Here is a 17,338-nt window from a genome sequence, read left to right as displayed (position 1 = left end):
GCGGAGGCAGGGCATCTGAGCCCCGGACCCCGATCGCGGCGACAACCAGAGCCGTCATCGCCATCCCACGGTTTACATTGAAGTATGACACCGGTTACCAGTGCAGACAACGCCCCGGACGCCCAAATCCGTACCTGAACGCCAGATACAAGGCTCGCTGACATGACCCCTTCCTTCGATCTCTCGGGCCGCACCGCCCTTGTCACCGGCGCCAATACGGGACTGGGTCAGGCCATCGCCCTCGGCCTCGCTGCGGCGGGCGCCGACATTGTGGCGGTCGGGCGTTCGGCCCCGACCGGGACGGCGGAAAAGGTCGGCGCCCTCGGCCGGGCCCTGCATGCCATCCCCGCTGACCTGTCGACGACCGGCCCCATCAATGAGGTGGTCGAGCAGGCGCGCGCCGCCGTCGGCGACATCGACATCCTGGTCAACAATGCGGGCATCATCCGTCGCGCCGACAGCCTCGACTTCTCGGAAGAGGACTGGGACGCCGTCATGGACACCAATCTCAAGACCGCCTTCTTCCTCAGCCAGGCCGTGGCCCGCACCTGGGTCGCCGGCAATCGGGGCGGCAAGATCCTCAACATCTGCTCGATGCTCAGCTTCCAGGGCGGCATCCGCGTGCCCTCCTACACCGCGTCCAAGAGTGGCTTGGCCGGCCTGACCCGCCTGCTGGCCTGCGAGTGGGCGTCGCAGGGCATCAACGTCAACGGCATCGCGCCGGGCTATTTCGCCACCAACAACACCGAGGCCCTGCGCGCGGACGAGGGCCGCAACCGTGACATCCTCGCCCGCATCCCCGCCGGCCGCTGGGGCGATCCGTCCGATCTGGCGGGCGCGGCCGTCTTCCTCGCCTCGGACGCCGCCGCCTATGTGCACGGCACCATCCTGACGGTCGACGGCGGCTGGATGGCGCGCTAGCGCGCCTCCGCCAGGGCGTTCAGCCAGTCTTCCAGCAGGGTGAAGCCGTCCCCGTCCGGGTCGGTCGCGCCGTCTGCGCCGTCCTGCGGGTCCGAGCCGTGCGCCCGCTCCCAGTCGTCGGGCAGGCCGTCGCCATCCGTATCGATCCAGGGCGTTCCCGCATCAATGTCATGCAGGCCGCCGACCTCCGCCGGACTGTCGATGATCCGGCCACTGCCGTTCGCGACCCCGGCGATGACGCGCGCATCGACCGCATCGCGGGGCAGGTCGGCGCCTGCCGTGGCCAGCACCGTCGTCACATGGGCGTCGGGGTCGAGAGGCGGCGCCCCGGCCCAGTCCGGTCGAACCGTCAGGCGTGTGCCCGGCCCTCCGTCGTTTCGCACCAGACTCCACGGATCTTCGGGCAACACACCCGCCATCCGGTTGGCCTCGAACCACGCGACCGCCAGCGGATCGGAGTCCTCAAAGGCCCAGCGCCCCTCCGAGTCCGGCCCGGGAAGATAGGCGTTGCCGACGAAGGCATAGGTCGACAGGCTTTCGGTATCGGCATTGTAGCCTGCGTGCGATCCGCCCCAGTTGTAGAAGACATTGCCGCGGAACTCGATGTACGGCCCCTCCGGATCGACCGACGGCGGATTGTAGTTCCCGGGGCGGGGCATGCGGGCGCGGTGGCTGGCCCAGACATTGTCGATGAAGCTGATGCGCGCGCCATAGCCGCCCCGCACCAGCGAGCCATAGCCGTGCTCGCCCTTGGCGTGAGCCGAGGCATTCAGCGATTCCGCGATCAGCGAGTTCTGGACGGTCACGTCATAGACCCCTCGCTCGGCCGGACTGTACCGGCTGGCGACCGACAGGGTTTCGTCCACCGACCATGACGCCGACACATGGTCGAGGATGATCCGACGCCCGCGCTCGACCGAGACCGCATCGGCCTCGACCAGCGCTTCGGCGCCCAGTCGCGAACGGATGTGACGCACGATCACATCGTCCGCCGAGATCACCAGCGGCTGGCCGATCAGGGTGATTCCGCCGCCCGGCGCGGTCTGCCCCGCCAGGGTCACCTGACCCCGCCGGATGACCAGCGGGGTCTCCAGCCGGATCACGCCGCCTGTGTCAAAGATGATGGTCCGGGGGCCGCGAGCCTCGATCGCCTCGCGCAGGCTGCCCGGCCCCGAATCGCCGGTATGTGTGACCCGCAGCACACGCCCGCCGCGTCCTCCGATGGCAAACCGGCCGGCGCCTTCGGCTCCCCGAAAGGCGAGCGTCTGGCCGGCGGTTTCCTGGGCAATCGCCCGATCCACCGGGCTTGCCAGGCCCGCAACCGCGATCAGGCCGGCGGCCACAAGGCCCGGCAGGCGCGCGCGTCGTGCTCCGGGTTTCCACCACCACAGGGGGCTTGCCATGTCGATCATCATCGGGTTACGCTCGCCATTGATACCGGTGTCATTCACGTCTGCATCTAGACATGACACCGGTGTCAAAACAAGGTTCAGGATTGAGCCTCAATAAAAGATAGACCGGGGGGCACCTCCGGCGTCCTGTATGTCCTTGGGAGGAGGCATATGATGCACACTCAAAAACGGGGTGAGTCCCTTCGTCGTTATCTATTTGCCGGTGGGTCGGGCATGGCGATCGCGCTGTGTCTGGGCGTCGGCGGGGTTGCCGCCCAGGATGCCGAGCCCGGAACCCAGGTCGACGAGGTCGTCGTCACCGGTTACCGCGCCAGCCTGGACGCCGCGCTGAACATCAAGCGCAACGAGGCCGGCATCGTCGATGTGATCCTCGCCGAGGACATCGCCGACTTCCCCGACACCAACCTGGCCGAGGCCATCCAGCGTATTCCGGGCGTCTCGATCGACCGCGATGCCGGTGAGGGCCGCCAGCTGACCGTGCGCGGCCTCAGCTCGGACTTCACCCGCACCCGTATCAACGGCATGGAGGCCCAGGCCACCACCGGCGGCACCGACTCCTCGGGCGGCGCCAACCGCGGCCGCGGCTTCGACTTCAACGTCTTCGCCTCGGAACTCTTCAACTCGATCAAGGTGCGCAAGACTGCCGCCGCCGAGACCGAAGAGGGCTCGCTGGGCGCCACCATCGACCTGCAGTCGGCCCGGCCCTTCGACTTCAGCGGCCCGCGCATGGCCTTCTCGGTCCAGGCTGGCTACAACGACCTGTCCGAAAACTGGAACCCGCGCGCGGCCTTCCTGGTCAGCAACACCTTCGGGGATCGCGACCAGTTCGGCGCCCTGCTGTCGGTCGCCTACAGCGAAAAGGACTCCTTCGAGGAAGGCTTCAGCTCCGTGCGTTGGGCGCCCGCCGTCGGCAGCGGCAGCTCGGGCGGCTTCTGCAGCCCCGTGGGCGTCACGCCCCAGAACCCCGGCAACAGCGGCTCGAACGGCTCCAACGCCGCCAACTGCGCCACCGGCGTGCCGCGTCCGACCAACACCCCCGGCAACGTCACGGCCTACAACACGGCCAACCAGGCCAATGTCTTCATTCCGCGCCTGCCGCGCTACGGCCGCCTGACGCACCATCAGGAACGCTTGGGTCTGACCGGATCGCTGCAATGGCGCCCGGCCGACTCGACCACTGTCAGCCTCGACGTCCTGTATTCGCAGCTCGACGCCACCCGCGAGGAAAACTTCCTCGAGGCCCTGTCCTTCAGCCGAAACGCCGGCGCCGGCGGCCAGACCCAGATCATCGTTCGCGACGCCGCCGTCGAGAACAACACCCTGGTCTACGGCCTGTTCGACAACGTCGATCTGCGTACCGAGGCGCGCTACGACCAGCTGGAAACCCAGTTCCTGCAAGTGGGCCTGACGCTGGAGCACGACTTCTCGGACAACGTCCGCGGTCGCTTCTTCGCCGGTCGCGCCGAGTCGAACTACGAAAACCCCTATCAGACGACCGTCACCATCGATCGTCAGAACAGCCAGAACTATTCGTTCGACTTCCGCGGCAATCCGAACACGCCGGTCATTAACTACGGCTTCGACGTCACCGACCCGGCCCAGTGGCAGTGGCGCCCGATCGGCACCAGCGTCCCCCGCTCGGAAATCCGCATCCGGCCGCAGGGCGTGGACACCATCTTCGAGTCTATCCAGGGCGATCTGGAGTTTGACGTCACCCCGTTCGTCACCCTGCGGACCGGCGCCAACTGGAAGACCTTCTCGTCGGAGTCCTACGAGTTCCGGCGCACGGACGAGACCGTCGTTCCGGCCCTGCCGGGCGGTGTGACCATGGCCGACATCACGACCCTGCTGACCGGCTTCGGCAATGGTCTTGCGCCCGACGGCAATCCGACCAGCTGGGTCATCCCCGACCTGAACGCGATCGCCGACCTGTTCAACATCTACTGCAACTGTGACACCGGCGCGCCGGGTGGCGACTTCACCCTCGGCAGCATCACGGTCGGCAACGCCCGGGGCGGCAACCGCTTCCTCGAGGAAGAAGACTTCGCCATGTACGTCCAGGCGGACTTCGACGCCGACGTCTTCGGCCGTCCGTTCCGCGGCAATGTCGGCGTCCGCCACGTGTGGACCAGCCTCTATGCCGAGGGCTACAGCTCGACCGGTGGCGGCACCCTGGTGTTCGACACCCACGAGTATCAGGACACCCTGCCGTCGCTGAACCTGACCTATGAGCCGATCGACGATGTGCTGGTCCGCTTCGGCGCCGCCATGGTCATGGCCCGGCCCCAGATCAACAACTCCATGTCCGGAGCCAACTATCTGGTGCCGACCACCTCGCTCAATGCGACGGGTCCGAACTACACGGCCACCATCGGCAACGTCGAGCTGGATCCCTTCCGGGCCAAGACCTACGACTTCGCCGTCGAATGGTACTTTGCCCCGGAAAGCCTGATTTCCTTCGCCTATTTCTACAAGGACATCGACACCTACATCCAGGTGATCCGTCAGGACCTGACCTATGCCCAGCTGACGGCGCTCAACCCGTCGGCCTTCGACCCCAGCTTCTGCTCGGGCAGCTGCTCGCCGACCACCATCTTCGCCCTGACCAGCGCGGTGAACACGGATGGCGGACCGCTGAAGGGCTATGAGATCAGCTTCCAGACCCCGTTCACCTTCCTGCCGGGACCGCTGTCGAACTTCGGCATCCAGCTGAACTACACGAACGTGGAATCCGAGATCGACTACTGCACCAATGCCCTGTGCTCGACCTTCGTGACCGACGATCTCGCCCAGCTGTCGCCCACGGCCTACAACGGCACCCTCTACTACGAGGATGACCGCTTCTCGGCCCGGATCTCGGCGTCGTACCGCGACGAATATCTGCAGAACGTCCCGGGCCGGAACAACAACGCCTTCGAAGGCAAGCAGGAGACGCTGAACATCGACGTCTCCTCGTCCTACAAGCTGACCGACGATGTCACGATCAGCTTCGAGGGCATCAACCTGACGGACGAGGAAAACCATCAGTGGGTCGGCGACGACGACCGCCAGTCGACGTCGGTCTATCACCACACGGGCCGTCAGTTCTTCATCGGCGCCCGCTACACCTTCTAGGGCCTTACATCCCGACCCGAACGTCCGCTCCTGGACGCGACTTGCAGGGCCGCCGGTCTGACCGGCGGCCCCTTCTTTTTGCTCAGTCGACCTCGGGCGGGGTCCAGCTGCCGGCCAGCGCCTTGAACAGCTGGATCTGCAGGTCCGACACCTGGGCTTCGGCCTGGGCCAGGGCGGCCTCAGCCTGCGCCAGGGTGCGCTCGGCATCCAGCACAGTCAGGAAGCTGTCAGCTCCGGCCTCGAAGCGCGCGTGCGCCAGACGCGAGGCCCGCGCCGCCTCATCCCGCGACACCGTCAGCGCCTGCATGCGATCCAGCGCATGGCCATAGGCCGACAGCGCCGTCTCGGTTTCCTGCAGCGCCACCAGCACCGTCTGGTCAAAGCGCGCCAGCGCCCCCTCGGCCCCGGCGCCCGCCGCTGCGATGCGCGAGCGCGCCACCGCCACATTGGGGAAGGACCACTGGATCAGCGGCCCGACGCTGAAGCGCAGGGCGCCGTCATCGCCCAGATCGGACAGGTCGGTGGCCGTCGCCCCGACCGATCCGCCCAGGCTGATGCTGGGGTACAGGCTGGCCGTGGCCACATCGACGCGCGCGCTGGCGGCAGCCAGCTGACGCTCCGCCTGACGCACATCGGGCCGGCGGGCCAGCAGGGCCGCGCCGTCGCCGACCGGGATCGGCTGGCTCACGCGCGGCGGTGCGGCACAGTCGAGAACCGTCGCCGGCACCTCGCGCGGCGCCACCCCGATCAGGGTGGCCAGACGGAAGACCGCGGCGTCCTTTTGCGCGCGCAGCGGGGGCAGGGCCGCCTGGCTGCCGGCCACGGCGGACCGGGCGCGCGCGACGTCCAGTCCGGTGCCGGATCCGGCGCTCAGCAGGCTCTCGGTCAGCTCCAGCGTGCGCGACTGCAGCTGGATGGTCTGTTCGGCCACGCCGATCTGCACATTGGCGGAGCAGATCTCGGCATAGGCGCGGGCCGTCTCGGCGGCGACGCTGACGCGGATCACATCCAGCGCGGCGGCTGCGGCATCCGCATCGGCCCGGGCGGCGGCGATGGTGGACCCCACCCGTCCGAACAGGTCGATCTCATAGGCGACGTCCAGACCCACGTCATAGGTCTCGGTCTCGTCCAGCGGTTCGCCGTTCGAGCCGGGCACCGTGGTCGCCGCGACCCGGCCATAGCTGCCTGCGCCACTGACCTGCGTCGACGGCAGGCGTGCGGCCCGTGCCTCGCCCAGCGAGGCCCGCACGGCGCGCAGATTGGCGACGGCGGCCTCGATCTCGTTATTGGCGTCCAGCGCCTGCAGCACCAGGGCGTCCAGCAGCGGATCGTCGTACAGGCGCCACCAGTCGTCGCGCACCGGCGCCAGCGTCGTCGCACCGGCCCGTTGCGACAGGAAGGGACCGGCGGCGCTGTCCGGCACGGCCGCCGGGCCGACCTCGGGCGCGGTGGCACAGGCGGATACCGCCAGGCCGAGCGCGAGCGCCGAGGCCGCCACGCGCCCCTTCAGCAGAGAAGACAGGCGGATCATACGATTTCTCCCTGGGCCGGAGCCGAAGCGGGGGCCGGAGCCGGGGTCTTCTTTCCGCCGGGCAGTTTCGAGGCGACCCAGCGCATGAAGACATAGAAGGCCGGCGTGAAGATCAGACCGAAGAAGGTCACCCCCAGCATGCCGGACACCACCGCCGTTCCCAGCGACCGGCGCATTTCTGCCCCGGGCCCGGTGGCCAGCATCAGCGGCAGCACGCCGAAGATGAAGGCGAACGACGTCATCAGGATCGGCCGCAGACGGGTCTGGGACGCGCGGATGGCGGCATCCCACCGGCTCAGGCCTTCCTCTTCGGCCTGTTTGGCGAACTCCACGATCAGGATGGCGTTCTTGGCCGCCAGCGCGATCAGAACCACCAGACCCACCTGCACGAGGATGTTGTTGTCCAGCCCGGCCAGATTGACCCCGACCATGGCGGCCAGAATGCACATCGGCACGATCAGCACGACCGCCAGCGGCAGGGTGAAGGCCTCATATTGCGCGGCCAGCACCAGAAAGACGAACACCACGGCCATGACGAAGACCAGTGTCGCGCCGCCCGAGGCCTGCTTCTCCTGCAGGGCCAGTCCCGTCCATTCGTACGAGAATCCGGGGGGCAGGGTGGCTTCCGCCAGTTGCTCCATCCGCGCGATGGCCTCGCCGGACGACACGCCGGGCGCCGCCTGTCCCTGCAGCTCGGCGGCCGGGAACAGGTTGTAGCGCACGATCCGCGACGGGCCGGACTCCTCGCGCAGGGTGGCCACCGAGCCGATCGGCACCATGGCGCCAGACGCCGAGCGGGTCTCCAGCGCCGCGATATCGGCGATGTCGTCCCGGGCCGAGGGCTCCGCCTGCGCCGTCACCCGGAAGGTGCGGCCCAGATAGTTGAAGTCATTGACGTAGGACGAGCCCAGATAGACCCCCAGCGTGCTGAACACATCGCCGGGCTGGACCCCCATCATCAGCGCCCGGTCGCGATCGACGTCGGCGGCGATACGGGGCGAGCCGGTGTTGTAGGTTGAGAAGACCTGGTTGACGGACTCGGGCGCCTGGGCGGCAGCCCCCATCATGGCAAAGGTCGCGCCCTCCAGCGGGACATAGCCCGCGCCGGAGCGGTCCTGCACCATCATCTGGAAGCCGTTGCCGTTGCCGAGGCCCTGAACCGCGGGCGGGGCGATGACGAAGATGTTGGCGTCCTGGATGCCCATGGTCGCGCCGGTGATGGCCCCGGCCAGCGCGGCCGCAGCCTGCTCGGCCGTCTTGCGCTCCTCAAAGGCGTCGAGACGCACAAAGATGGTCGCGGCATTGGATCCGAACGAGAAGCTCGACCCGTCCAGACCGGCGAAGGAGACCACGCCGTCCACGCCCTCGGTGTCCCGGATGATCTGGGAGGCGCGCGCCATGACGTCCTGCGTCCGGTCCAGCGAGGCGCCGGGCGGCAGTTGCACGACCCCGATCAGGAAGCCCTGATCCTGCTCCGGGATGAAGCCGGACGGCGTGTTGAACAGGGTGAAGCCCGTGCCCAGCAGCAGAAGCGCATAGACGCCGAACACCAGCGCCAGCTTGCGGATCAGCCGCGCCGTCAGTCGGCCGTAGCGATCCGACAGCCAGTCAAAGCCCTCGTTGAACTTGCGACCGGCCGAGCCGAGGTAGTGCAGGCCCGTGCCCAGCACGCCGGGCTTGCGCGCATGGTCGTCGTGGGCCTTGTGCGGCTTCAGCAGCATGGCGGCCATGGCCGGCGACAGGGTCAGCGACACCAGCAGCGACACGACCGAGGCCGTGGTGATGACGATGGCGAACTCGCGATAGAAGATGCCGGGAATGCCGGGCACGAACATGGTCGGGACGAACACCGACACCAGCACCAGACCGATCGAGATCAGCGCGCCCGACACCTCCTGCATGGAGCGATAGGCGGCGTCCTTGGGCGCCAGTCCCTCGCGGATATAGCGCTCGACGTTTTCGACCACGACGATGGCGTCATCGACCACGATGCCGACCGCCAGCACCAGGGCGAACAGGCTCAGCGAGTTGATCGAAAAGCCCAGCATCAGCTGCACGGCAAAGGTCGCGACCAGCGCCACCGGAATGGCCACGATCGGGATGATCGCCGCCCGCCAGGTCTGCAGGAAGACCACGACCACCAGCACCACGAGGAAGATGGCCTCGATCAGGGTGTGCTGCACCGACTCGACCGAGGCAGCGACGAACTCCGTCGGGTTGTAGGGAATGGAGACGTCCATGCCGGGCGGCAGTTCGGCCCGGATGGCTTCGACCTCGGCCATGACACGGTCCGCCGTGCCCAGCGCATTGGCGCCCGGCTGCTGGATGATGGCCATGCCGACGCCGCGCTCGCCGTCGAAGAAGCCGCGGATGCCGTAATCCTGCGCGCCCAGTTCGACGCGGGCGACATCGCGGATGCGGGTCACCCGGCCTTCGGCGTCGGTCTTGATGACGATGTTCGAGAACTCGTTCGGGTCGGTCAGACGCCCCTCGACCTGCACCGGCAGCTGGAAGGCCGCGGCATTGGTGTCGAACGGCGGCTGGCCGATGGCACCGGCGGCGGCCTGCACATTCTGGGCGCGCAGGGCGGCGACGATGTCCGGTCCGGTCAGGCCCCGCTGGGCCGCCTTGGCCGGGTCGATCCAGACCCGCATCGAATAGTTGCCACCGCCGAAGATCTGGACCGCGCCCACGCCCTCGATGCGCAGCAGCCGGTCGCGCAGCGTCGAGTTCGCATAGTTGCCGACATAGTCATTGTTCAGCGACTGGTCCGGGGACGTCAGCCCCAGGATCATCAGGAACCCGCTCTCCTGCTTGTTCACCGTCACGCCGATCTGGCGCACCTGTTCGGGCAGGCGCGGCTCGGCCAGCGCCACCCGGTTCTGGACCAGTACCTGGGCGGCATCCAGATCCGTGCCGGGATTGAAGGTCACCGTAATCCCGACGGCCCCGTCCGAGGTCGACGACGACGAGATGTAGAGCATCCCTTCGACCCCGTTCACCTCCTGCTCGATCGGCGCGGCGACCGTCTCGGCCACCGTTTCGGCCGAAGCGCCCGGATAGGCAGTGTTGATGGTGATCGTCGGCGGCGCGATCTCCGGATACTGCGACAGCGGCAGCAGCGGATAGGCGAAGGCGCCCATCAGGGTGATGAAGACCGCGATCACGGCCGCAAAGATCGGCCGGTCGATAAAGAAGCGGGAGATATTCATAACTGGGCCGGACTTTCCCGCTTAGCGGCGTTGCGACAGGGCGCCCGCCGGGGTGGCGGTGGCCGCAGGGGGGGCACGGGTCACCGGCGCCTGGGCATCGGTCGGCGTGCGTTCGATCTCGACCACCTTGGGCGTGACCGGCTGACCCGGACGGGCGCGCAGCTGACCGTTCACGATCACGCGGTCGGTCGACTCGATGCCCGAGCGGATCACGCGCAGGCCGTCGGACAGCGGTCCCAGCTCGACCGGGCGGGCAACCACCTTGTTCTCGGCATCGACCACATAGACGACGCGGCGCGACTGGTCGGTGGCGACGGCGGCATCCGGCACCAGCAGGGCCTGATAGGGGGCGGCACCCGCCACGCGTGCCTGACCGAACAGGCCGGGCTTCAGGAAGCCGTCGCCGTTCGCCACAACGGCCCTGAGGCGAATGGTCCCCGAGGCGGTGTCGACGACGTTGTCCGAGAAGTCGACCGTGCCGGTCCAGCGGAAGCCGGTCTCGTCCTGCAGGCGGATGCGGATGGGCGCAGAGGTGCCGTCGCGCGCCTCGCGCTGATACCGCAGCAGCACGGCTTCAGAGGCCTCGAACACGAAATGGATGGGGCTGGAGGCGACGATGGTGGTCAGCACATCGGCGGCGGACGATCCGCCCCCGACCAGATTGCCGGCGTCCACGCGGCGGTCCGAGACCCGGCCCGAGATCGGCGCGGTGACCCGGGTGAATTCGACGTCCAGCTGGCGGCTGCGCACTGCGGCCTGGGCGGCGGCGACCGAGGCCTCGGCCGTGCGCAGGGCGGCGCGCTTCTGGTCCGCCTCGGCCTGCGAAATGGCCTGGATGGCGACCAGCGATTCGGCGCGCTCCAGCTCCGAGCGGGCCAGGGCGACCTGGGCCTCGGCCTGTGCGGCCTGGGCCCGGGCCGAAGCCAGCGCCGCCTGTGCCGGGCGCGGGTCCAGGGTGAACAGCAGCTGTCCCTTGCGGACATACTGGCCGTCACGGAAGTGCACCGCCTGGATATAGCCGCCCACGCGGGCCCGCACCTCGACGCTCTGCGGCGCCTCGAAGCGGCCGGTGAACTCGTCCCAGTCCACCACCTGCTCCACGATCGGCGTGGCGACCGAGACCTCGGGCGCGGGCGGCGTGCCCTGGGCTTCGCTCGGGGCTGAACAGCCGTACAGCATGCCCGTGATCAACACGGACACGGCCATGATCTTGAAAAGGCGCATGGGCGCGGTCTCCGGCCGGCTGAGACCGGCAATTCAGGTTGGATGGCGGCACGGCGCGCAGAGGGGGAGGAGGGCGCAGTGTCAACGACGGATGACTTAATGGTGTTTGCGGTTCCGCTTGTCAACAGCCGATGACAAAGCCATATGGTTCGTGGGGACATTAACCCGGAGACCAGATTGCCCTTATCCGCCTGCGGCCCCCGGCCACGCAATGCGAACGCGACCCGCGCCGCCATCCTCGAGGCGGCCGAAACCCGTTTTGCGCGCGAGAGCTATGACGAGGTGGGCATGCGCGATATCGCCGCGGATGCCGGCGTCGATCCGGCCCTGATCGTCCGCTACTTCGGCTCCAAGGAGGGCCTGTTCCGCGCCGCCCTGGAAAGCTGTCAGGAGGGCTCGACCCTGCTGGAAGGCGATCGCGCCACCTTCGGCACCCGAATCGCCCACGAGCTGGTCTACGGCAGCGCCCGTCCCCGCAAGATGCAGGGCCTGCAGATGATTCTGCTGTCCGCCGCCTCCGCCAAGGCCCTCGAGGTCGTGCGCGCCTCCTCGAAGGAGCGATTTCTCGATCCCTTTGTCGACTGGATCGGGGGCGACGACGCCATGGTCCGCGGGCGTCTGGCCGCGGCCGTCATGATGGGCATGAAGGTCAGCCGCGAGGTCACCGGCGGGCTGGACCTGTGCGAGGCGCACTGCAAGCTTCTGGAGCAGCGCCTGGCCCGCATCCTTCAGGATATCATCGACGGCGCTTGAGCCGCGCGGCTCCATGGGTATAAGAGCCGCACACCAGACCTTCCGACCGGATGATCCGCATGGCCACCCCGAAGACCGAAACCGCCCATGGTGACTACCAACGGGGCACCCAGCCGGTTCACGAGCAACAGGCGACCTATTCGCTGTTCATGACCCTGGCGAAATGGGGCTCGCTGCACATCGCGGTGCTGCTGACCTTCCTGGTCATTTTTCTGCAGCCGGGTGGCAGCCTCGTGTTCGGCTTCGTCGCCGCCTTCGTGCTGGCCGTGGTCGGCTACTTCGCGCTGAAGTCCAAGCCCGCGAAGCATTGATCCCGGGCCGTTTTCGCGGCCCTTCCATATAAAACCAGCGCTTTACCGTGGGGGACCTGACGGCCTAGGCTGTTGCGAAACAGTCCACCCCACGGAGGGATTCGCTTGGCCGTCACTATCGCCGTGACCCGCGAACGCCGAGACGGCGAGACGCGCACTGCCCTGACTCCGGAAACCGTCCGCAAGCTGACCGGTCTGGGCGCGACCGTGCGGGTCGAGGCCGGGACGGGCCAGGGCTCGTCCATCCCCGACGACGCCTATGCCGAGGCCGGCGCCACCGTCGTCCGTGACCTCAAGACCGCGCTCGCCGGGGCCGACATCTTGCTCAAGGTGCGCGGCCCGACCGCCTCCGAGATCAGCGCGCTGCGCCCCGGTGCCGTGGTCGTCGCCCTGCTGGATGCCTGGCGCGAAAAGGAAACCGTCACGGCCCTGGCCGGTGCGGGCGTCACATCCTTTGCCATGGAGTTCGTGCCGCGCATCACCCGCGCCCAGGTCATGGACGCCCTGTCGTCCCAGGCCAATCTCGCCGGCTACCGAGCAGTCATCGAGGCCGCCGCCGCCTATGGCCGGGGCTTCCCCATGATGATGACCGCGGCGGGCACGGTGGCGGCGGCCAAGGTGTTCGTCATGGGCGCCGGTGTCGCGGGGCTTCAGGCCATCGCCACCGCCCGGCGTCTGGGGGCGGTCGTCACCGCCACCGATGTCCGCCCAGCCGCCAAGGAACAGGTCGAGTCGCTCGGCGCCAAATTCGTCGCCGTCGAGGACGAGGAGTTCAAGGCCGCCGAGACTGCCGGCGGCTATGCCAAACAGATGTCGGCCGAATATCAGGCCAAACAGGCGGCCCTGACCGCCAGCCATATCGTCAAACAGGACGTGGTCATCACCACCGCCCTGATCCCCGGCCGCCCGGCTCCGCGCCTCGTCACCACCGACCACGTCGCCTCGATGAAGCCCGGCTCGGTGATCGTCGATCTGGCGGTCGACAACGGCGGCAATGTCGAGGGCATCAAGGCCGGCGAGATCGCGACCACGCCGAACGGCGTCAGCCTGGTGGGCTGGACCAACATGCCCGGCCGCGTCGCCGCCGACGCCTCCAGCCTCTATGCCCGGAACCTCGTCGCCTTCGTCGGCCTGATGCTCAAGGACGGCGCCTTGGCCCTCGACCTCGACGACGAAATCCTCAAGGCCGCTGCCGTCACCCATGGCGGCGCCATCGTGCATGAAGGGGTGAAGGCCTGATGCTGTCCGACAATCTCCGGGGCTTTCTCCAGATGTGTGCTTGGGGCGTGATCGCGATCGGCGTGCTGCTGGCCGTACTTTCAGGCCTCAGCTATCTGGGCGTGATGCCTGGCCCGGTGACGGTCGGCGGGGGCGGGGCTCTCACCACCGTCCTTTCGCTCCTTGGCAGGGCCGCTGCCAGCGTTGTTCAGGGCGGGGTGCTCCTCGCACTTCTGAGCATCGACGAACGTCTGCAGAATCGAGGTCACTGAATGGAACACGTCGACCCCACCGTCTTTCGTCTGGCCATCTTCGTGCTGGCCATCTTCGTCGGCTATTATGTGGTGTGGAGCGTCACGCCCGCCCTGCACACGCCGCTGATGGCCGTCACCAATGCCATCTCCAGCGTCATCATCGTCGGTGGACTGATCGCGGCGGCCGCCGTGTCGGAAGCCTCGGGCATGAACGGCTGGATCGCCAAGGGGGCCGGCGTCGCCGCCGTGACCCTCGCCAGCGTCAACATCTTCGGCGGCTTCATGGTCACCCGGCGCATGCTGGCCATGTACCGCAAGAAGGAACGCCCCGCCCCCGCTCCGAAGCCGGCTGCCTGAGATCATGCAGCCCGACCCCGTCCGCATTGCCGAGATCGGTGCCTGGATCGCCTCCGGGCTGGGATTCGGCATGTGGCTGTGGATGTTCTTCAAGGAGCGCGATCCCATCCGCCGGGTGCGGCTGAGCGACTGCGGCGTGGTGCTGGTCTTTTCCGCCATCCTGACCCGCATCGTGGCTGACGGTCGCCCGCTCGGGGTCTTCGACTGGACCCTGCTGATCCTCGGCCCCCTGTTCATCGGCGCCGCCCTCTGGCGCCTCGCGCGCACACAGGGGATGGGCCGATGACCGGCCCGGGTATGCAGGAGGGGCGGCGGGTCTTCGAAGGCCCCCCCTTGCTGGACCAGGTGCTCGACGTTTTGCGCGACCATCAGGCCGCAGCCCACGCGGTGGGGGCCGAATTTGTGGGCGTGGTGGGCTCTGTCGCGCGCGGCGAGGCGACCGCCGAGAGTGATGTCGATGTGGTCTTCGACGTCGTGGGCCAGCTGGACTACTGGCGGCTCGGCGGGCTTCAGCAGGATCTGGAAGATGCTGTCGGTCGAAAGGTCGATCTGGTTGACCGGGCGATGATGATTCCGGAACGATGGGCCTGGATGTCGCGGGACCTCGTATCGTTGTGACAAATCCCGCGATCCGCTTCCTGCTTGAGGATATCGTCGCCTACGGGAGCGAGGCGGTTGAATTCGTCGGCCATCGTGATGCTGACGCCATTCTCGCGGATCGCCTTCGCGAGCATGCGGTGTTGCGAACGGTTCAGATCGTCGGCGAGGCCGCCGCCCAAATCCTGAAGGCCCGCCCGGACGGGATCGCAGACCTGGAACTGCGGGACGCCGCCGGTTTCAGAAATGTCCTTGTTCACGGCTACGCCAAGGTCCGTATGGAGCGCGTGGTCGCCATCGTTCGGCAGTCGCTGCCGCCGCTGATCGCGGGTGCCCGCTCCGCACTGGGGGAAGAAATCGAATGACCGCATCGCTTGCCGCCCTGGCCTATCTGGCTGCCGGTGTCCTGTTCATCCTCAGCCTGCGCGGGCTTTCCAGTCCCGAGACCAGCCGGCGGGGCAATACCTTCGGCATGGTTGGCATGGGGCTGGCCATTGCCGTCACCCTGATCACCCTCGGCATCACCGGCGCACTGGACCCGCTGACGCTCGCCCTGATCGCAGGCGGCGTGATCGTCGGCGGCGGGGGCGGCGCCCTGATCGCCGCGCGCGTCCAGATGACCCAGATGCCCCAGCTGGTCGCCGCCTTCCACAGCCTGGTCGGTCTGGCCGCCTGTCTGGTCGCGGTCGGCGCTGTCTATGCGCCCGTGGCCTTCGGCATCGCCACGCCCGAGGGCGGCATCAAGACCCTGTCGATCATCGAGCTGTCCCTCGGCGTCGCCATCGGCGCCATCACCTTCACCGGCTCGGTGATCGCCTTCGCCAAGCTGAACGGCAACATGAGCGGCGCGCCGATCCTGCTGCCCGCGCGGCACCTGATCAACATCGCCCTGGCGCTCGCCCTCGTCCTGCTGATCGGCATCATGGTGGGCTCGGGCGGCACGGCGACCTGGGCCTTCTGGGGCGTGTTCGCGCTCGCCCTGATCCTCGGCGCCACCCTGATCATCCCGATCGGCGGGGCCGACATGCCGGTCGTGGTGTCCATGCTCAACAGCTATTCCGGCTGGGCCGCGGCCGCCCTCGGTTTCACGCTGGAGAACATCGCCCTGATCATCACCGGCGCCCTGGTGGGCAGCTCGGGCGCCATCCTCAGCTACATCATGTGCAAGGGCATGAACCGCAGCTTCATCTCGGTCATCCTCGGCGGATTCGGCGGGGACAGCGGCCCGGCGGGCGCCGGCGTCGCCGAGACCCGGCCGGTCAAACAGGGCTCGGCCGACGACGCCGCCTTCATCATGAAGAATGCCTCCAAGGTCATCATCGTGCCCGGCTACGGCATGGCCGTCGCCCAGGCCCAGCACGCCCTTCGCGAAATGGCCGACAAGCTCAAGGAGGAGGGGGTCGAGGTCAAATACGCCATCCACCCCGTCGCCGGCCGCATGCCCGGCCACATGAACGTGCTGCTGGCCGAGGCCAACGTCCCCTATGACGAGGTGTTCGAGCTCGAGGACATCAACAGCGAGTTCAGCTCCTGCGACGTCGCCTTCGTCATCGGCGCCAATGACGTCACCAACCCCGCCGCCAAGACCGACCCCCAGTCGCCGATCTACGGCATGCCCATCCTCGACGTGGAAAAGGCCGGCACCGTCCTGTTCATCAAGCGCGGCATGGGCTCGGGCTACGCCGGCGTCGAGAACGAACTCTTCTTCCGCGACAACACCATGATGCTGTTCGCCGACGCCAAGAAGATGGTCGAAGGGATCGTGAAGGGGCTTTAGGTCGGGAGAAGGCAGCCAGTGAAGATCGACACGATACGATGTTGGGCTGCCATCTGCGTCGGGATGATTGCGGCTTGTTCGCCCCCCAATCGGTCCTTCAACGAGGAGCCTTTTCCTCCGATCCAGTCGATGAAATGCACGCTGCGAGCGGTGCACACTGGCGTTCTAAATCCCGGCTACTATCGCGAAGGGGGCAGCGGGGAGCTTGAGCTTATTGTTCGCGAACTCGATTCCGCGAACGGGAAGGCAAAGGTCCAAGGCAACAACGGCGTTGAGACCGTCGAATTCAGGCGATCCGCCGGTCAGATGCAGTTCCTTGAGACCACCGTCTCCGGGAATCTGAGCGTGATCGTCGTTTTCGCTTCGCCAAAACGTGGTGAACCGATGCCTGCGGTGCATTCGCGGCACGTGGCCGTGGGGCCCGCAAATGTGTCCATCTCGCAGTATGCCGGCGCCTGCGTCGCTACCTGACGACAGTTGCTCCGCCTCAAGGCCTGATCCGCACGACCATACAGTTCGCCAGCTAGCCCCCAACTCCGCTCATCCCGGCGGAAGCCGGGACCCAGTGCTTTGGCCGAAGCCTGAAGGTCGGCGTGGGGGCGCTGTCCTCTTGGATCCCGGCTTCCGCCGGGATGAGCGGGTGGATAGTCTGGCGCC

The 17,338-nt window shown here is 67.6% G+C and carries 16 protein-coding genes; 12 read left to right on the top strand and 4 right to left on the bottom strand.

Going from position 1 to position 17,338, the window contains the following annotated elements:
• Nucleotides 1-162 precede the first annotated feature (162 nt).
• Entirely contained in the window at nt 163-921 is a 759-nt protein-coding gene (gene kduD / locus LC068_RS04935) for a 2-dehydro-3-deoxy-D-gluconate 5-dehydrogenase KduD (protein ID WP_226635010.1), read from the top strand.
• On the opposite strand, the gene LC068_RS04930 is transcribed toward kduD, so the two are convergent.
• Nucleotides 918-2,372 (bottom strand): thrombospondin type 3 repeat-containing protein, encoded by a 1,455-nt coding sequence (locus LC068_RS04930; protein WP_226635009.1) that lies wholly within the window; start codon nt 2,370-2,372, stop codon nt 918-920. The genes kduD and LC068_RS04930 overlap by 4 nt on opposite strands.
• 174 nt (nt 2,373-2,546) lie before the next feature.
• Between LC068_RS04930 and LC068_RS04925 the strand changes: the two genes are divergently transcribed.
• Nucleotides 2,547-5,447: a TonB-dependent receptor gene (locus LC068_RS04925; protein ID WP_226635008.1), complete on the top strand. Its 2,901-nt coding sequence runs from the start codon at nt 2,547-2,549 to the stop codon at nt 5,445-5,447.
• A gap of 82 nt (nt 5,448-5,529) precedes the next feature.
• Here the strand turns inward: LC068_RS04925 and LC068_RS04920 are convergent, their stop codons facing one another.
• The 3 genes from LC068_RS04920 to LC068_RS04910 are packed head-to-tail and all read right to left on the bottom strand — an operon-like array spanning nt 5,530 to nt 11,414.
• The gene (locus tag LC068_RS04920) at nt 5,530-6,978 is read right to left on the bottom strand and encodes an efflux transporter outer membrane subunit (RefSeq protein ID WP_226635007.1); all 1,449 of its coding nucleotides are present in this window, start codon (nt 6,976-6,978) and stop codon (nt 5,530-5,532) included.
• Nucleotides 6,975-10,190, bottom strand: coding sequence for an efflux RND transporter permease subunit (locus LC068_RS04915; RefSeq protein ID WP_226635006.1), 3,216 nt, complete (start codon nt 10,188-10,190; stop codon nt 6,975-6,977). The genes LC068_RS04920 and LC068_RS04915 overlap by 4 nt, the downstream gene beginning before the upstream one ends.
• 21 nt (nt 10,191-10,211) lie before the next feature.
• The gene (locus LC068_RS04910) at nt 10,212-11,414 is read right to left on the bottom strand and encodes an efflux RND transporter periplasmic adaptor subunit (protein ID WP_226635005.1); all 1,203 of its coding nucleotides are present in this window, start codon (nt 11,412-11,414) and stop codon (nt 10,212-10,214) included.
• Nucleotides 11,415-11,591: 177 nt separating this feature from the next.
• Between LC068_RS04910 and LC068_RS04905 the strand changes: the two genes are divergently transcribed.
• The 10 genes from LC068_RS04905 (at nt 11,592) to LC068_RS04860 (ending at nt 17,152) form a co-directional block, all read left to right on the top strand.
• Nucleotides 11,592-12,167 (top strand): TetR/AcrR family transcriptional regulator, encoded by a 576-nt coding sequence (locus tag LC068_RS04905; RefSeq protein ID WP_226635003.1) that lies wholly within the window; start codon nt 11,592-11,594, stop codon nt 12,165-12,167.
• A 59-nt stretch (nt 12,168-12,226) separates the two neighbouring features.
• Nucleotides 12,227-12,478, top strand: a complete 252-nt coding sequence (locus LC068_RS04900) for an aa3-type cytochrome c oxidase subunit IV (protein ID WP_226635001.1) — start codon at nt 12,227-12,229, stop codon at nt 12,476-12,478.
• 105 nt (nt 12,479-12,583) lie between these two features.
• The gene (locus tag LC068_RS04895) at nt 12,584-13,717 is read left to right on the top strand and encodes a Re/Si-specific NAD(P)(+) transhydrogenase subunit alpha (RefSeq protein WP_226634999.1); all 1,134 of its coding nucleotides are present in this window, start codon (nt 12,584-12,586) and stop codon (nt 13,715-13,717) included.
• Entirely contained in the window at nt 13,717-13,968 is a 252-nt protein-coding gene (locus LC068_RS04890) for a hypothetical protein (RefSeq protein ID WP_226634996.1), read from the top strand. The genes LC068_RS04895 and LC068_RS04890 overlap by 1 nt, the downstream gene beginning before the upstream one ends.
• A complete protein-coding gene (locus LC068_RS04885) occupies nt 13,969-14,307 on the top strand; it encodes an NAD(P) transhydrogenase subunit alpha (protein WP_226634994.1) in 339 nt (112 codons plus the stop codon). It begins immediately after the preceding gene.
• A gap of 4 nt (nt 14,308-14,311) precedes the next feature.
• Nucleotides 14,312-14,593 carry a hypothetical protein gene (locus LC068_RS04880; protein WP_226634992.1) on the top strand — a complete coding sequence of 94 codons (282 nt, stop codon included), beginning with the start codon at nt 14,312-14,314 and terminating at the stop codon, nt 14,591-14,593.
• Nucleotides 14,590-14,925, top strand: a complete 336-nt coding sequence (locus tag LC068_RS04875; RefSeq protein ID WP_226634990.1) for a nucleotidyltransferase family protein — start codon at nt 14,590-14,592, stop codon at nt 14,923-14,925. Before LC068_RS04880 ends, LC068_RS04875 begins: the two co-directional genes overlap by 4 nt.
• On the top strand, nt 14,889-15,269 hold the full coding sequence (locus LC068_RS04870) for a HepT-like ribonuclease domain-containing protein (protein WP_226634989.1): 381 nt from the start codon (nt 14,889-14,891) through the stop codon (nt 15,267-15,269). Before LC068_RS04875 ends, LC068_RS04870 begins: the two co-directional genes overlap by 37 nt.
• The gene (locus LC068_RS04865) at nt 15,266-16,681 is read left to right on the top strand and encodes an NAD(P)(+) transhydrogenase (Re/Si-specific) subunit beta (RefSeq protein WP_226634988.1); all 1,416 of its coding nucleotides are present in this window, start codon (nt 15,266-15,268) and stop codon (nt 16,679-16,681) included. Before LC068_RS04870 ends, LC068_RS04865 begins: the two co-directional genes overlap by 4 nt.
• 18 nt (nt 16,682-16,699) lie before the next feature.
• Nucleotides 16,700-17,152 carry a hypothetical protein gene (locus LC068_RS04860; RefSeq protein WP_226634987.1) on the top strand — a complete coding sequence of 151 codons (453 nt, stop codon included), beginning with the start codon at nt 16,700-16,702 and terminating at the stop codon, nt 17,150-17,152.
• Nucleotides 17,153-17,338 lie beyond the last annotated feature (186 nt).

Origin of the sequence: Brevundimonas poindexterae, assembly GCF_020524625.1 — a bacterium.
Taxonomy (GTDB): domain Bacteria; phylum Pseudomonadota; class Alphaproteobacteria; order Caulobacterales; family Caulobacteraceae; genus Brevundimonas; species Brevundimonas poindexterae_A.
This window is presented reverse-complemented; position numbering and strand designations above follow the sequence as displayed.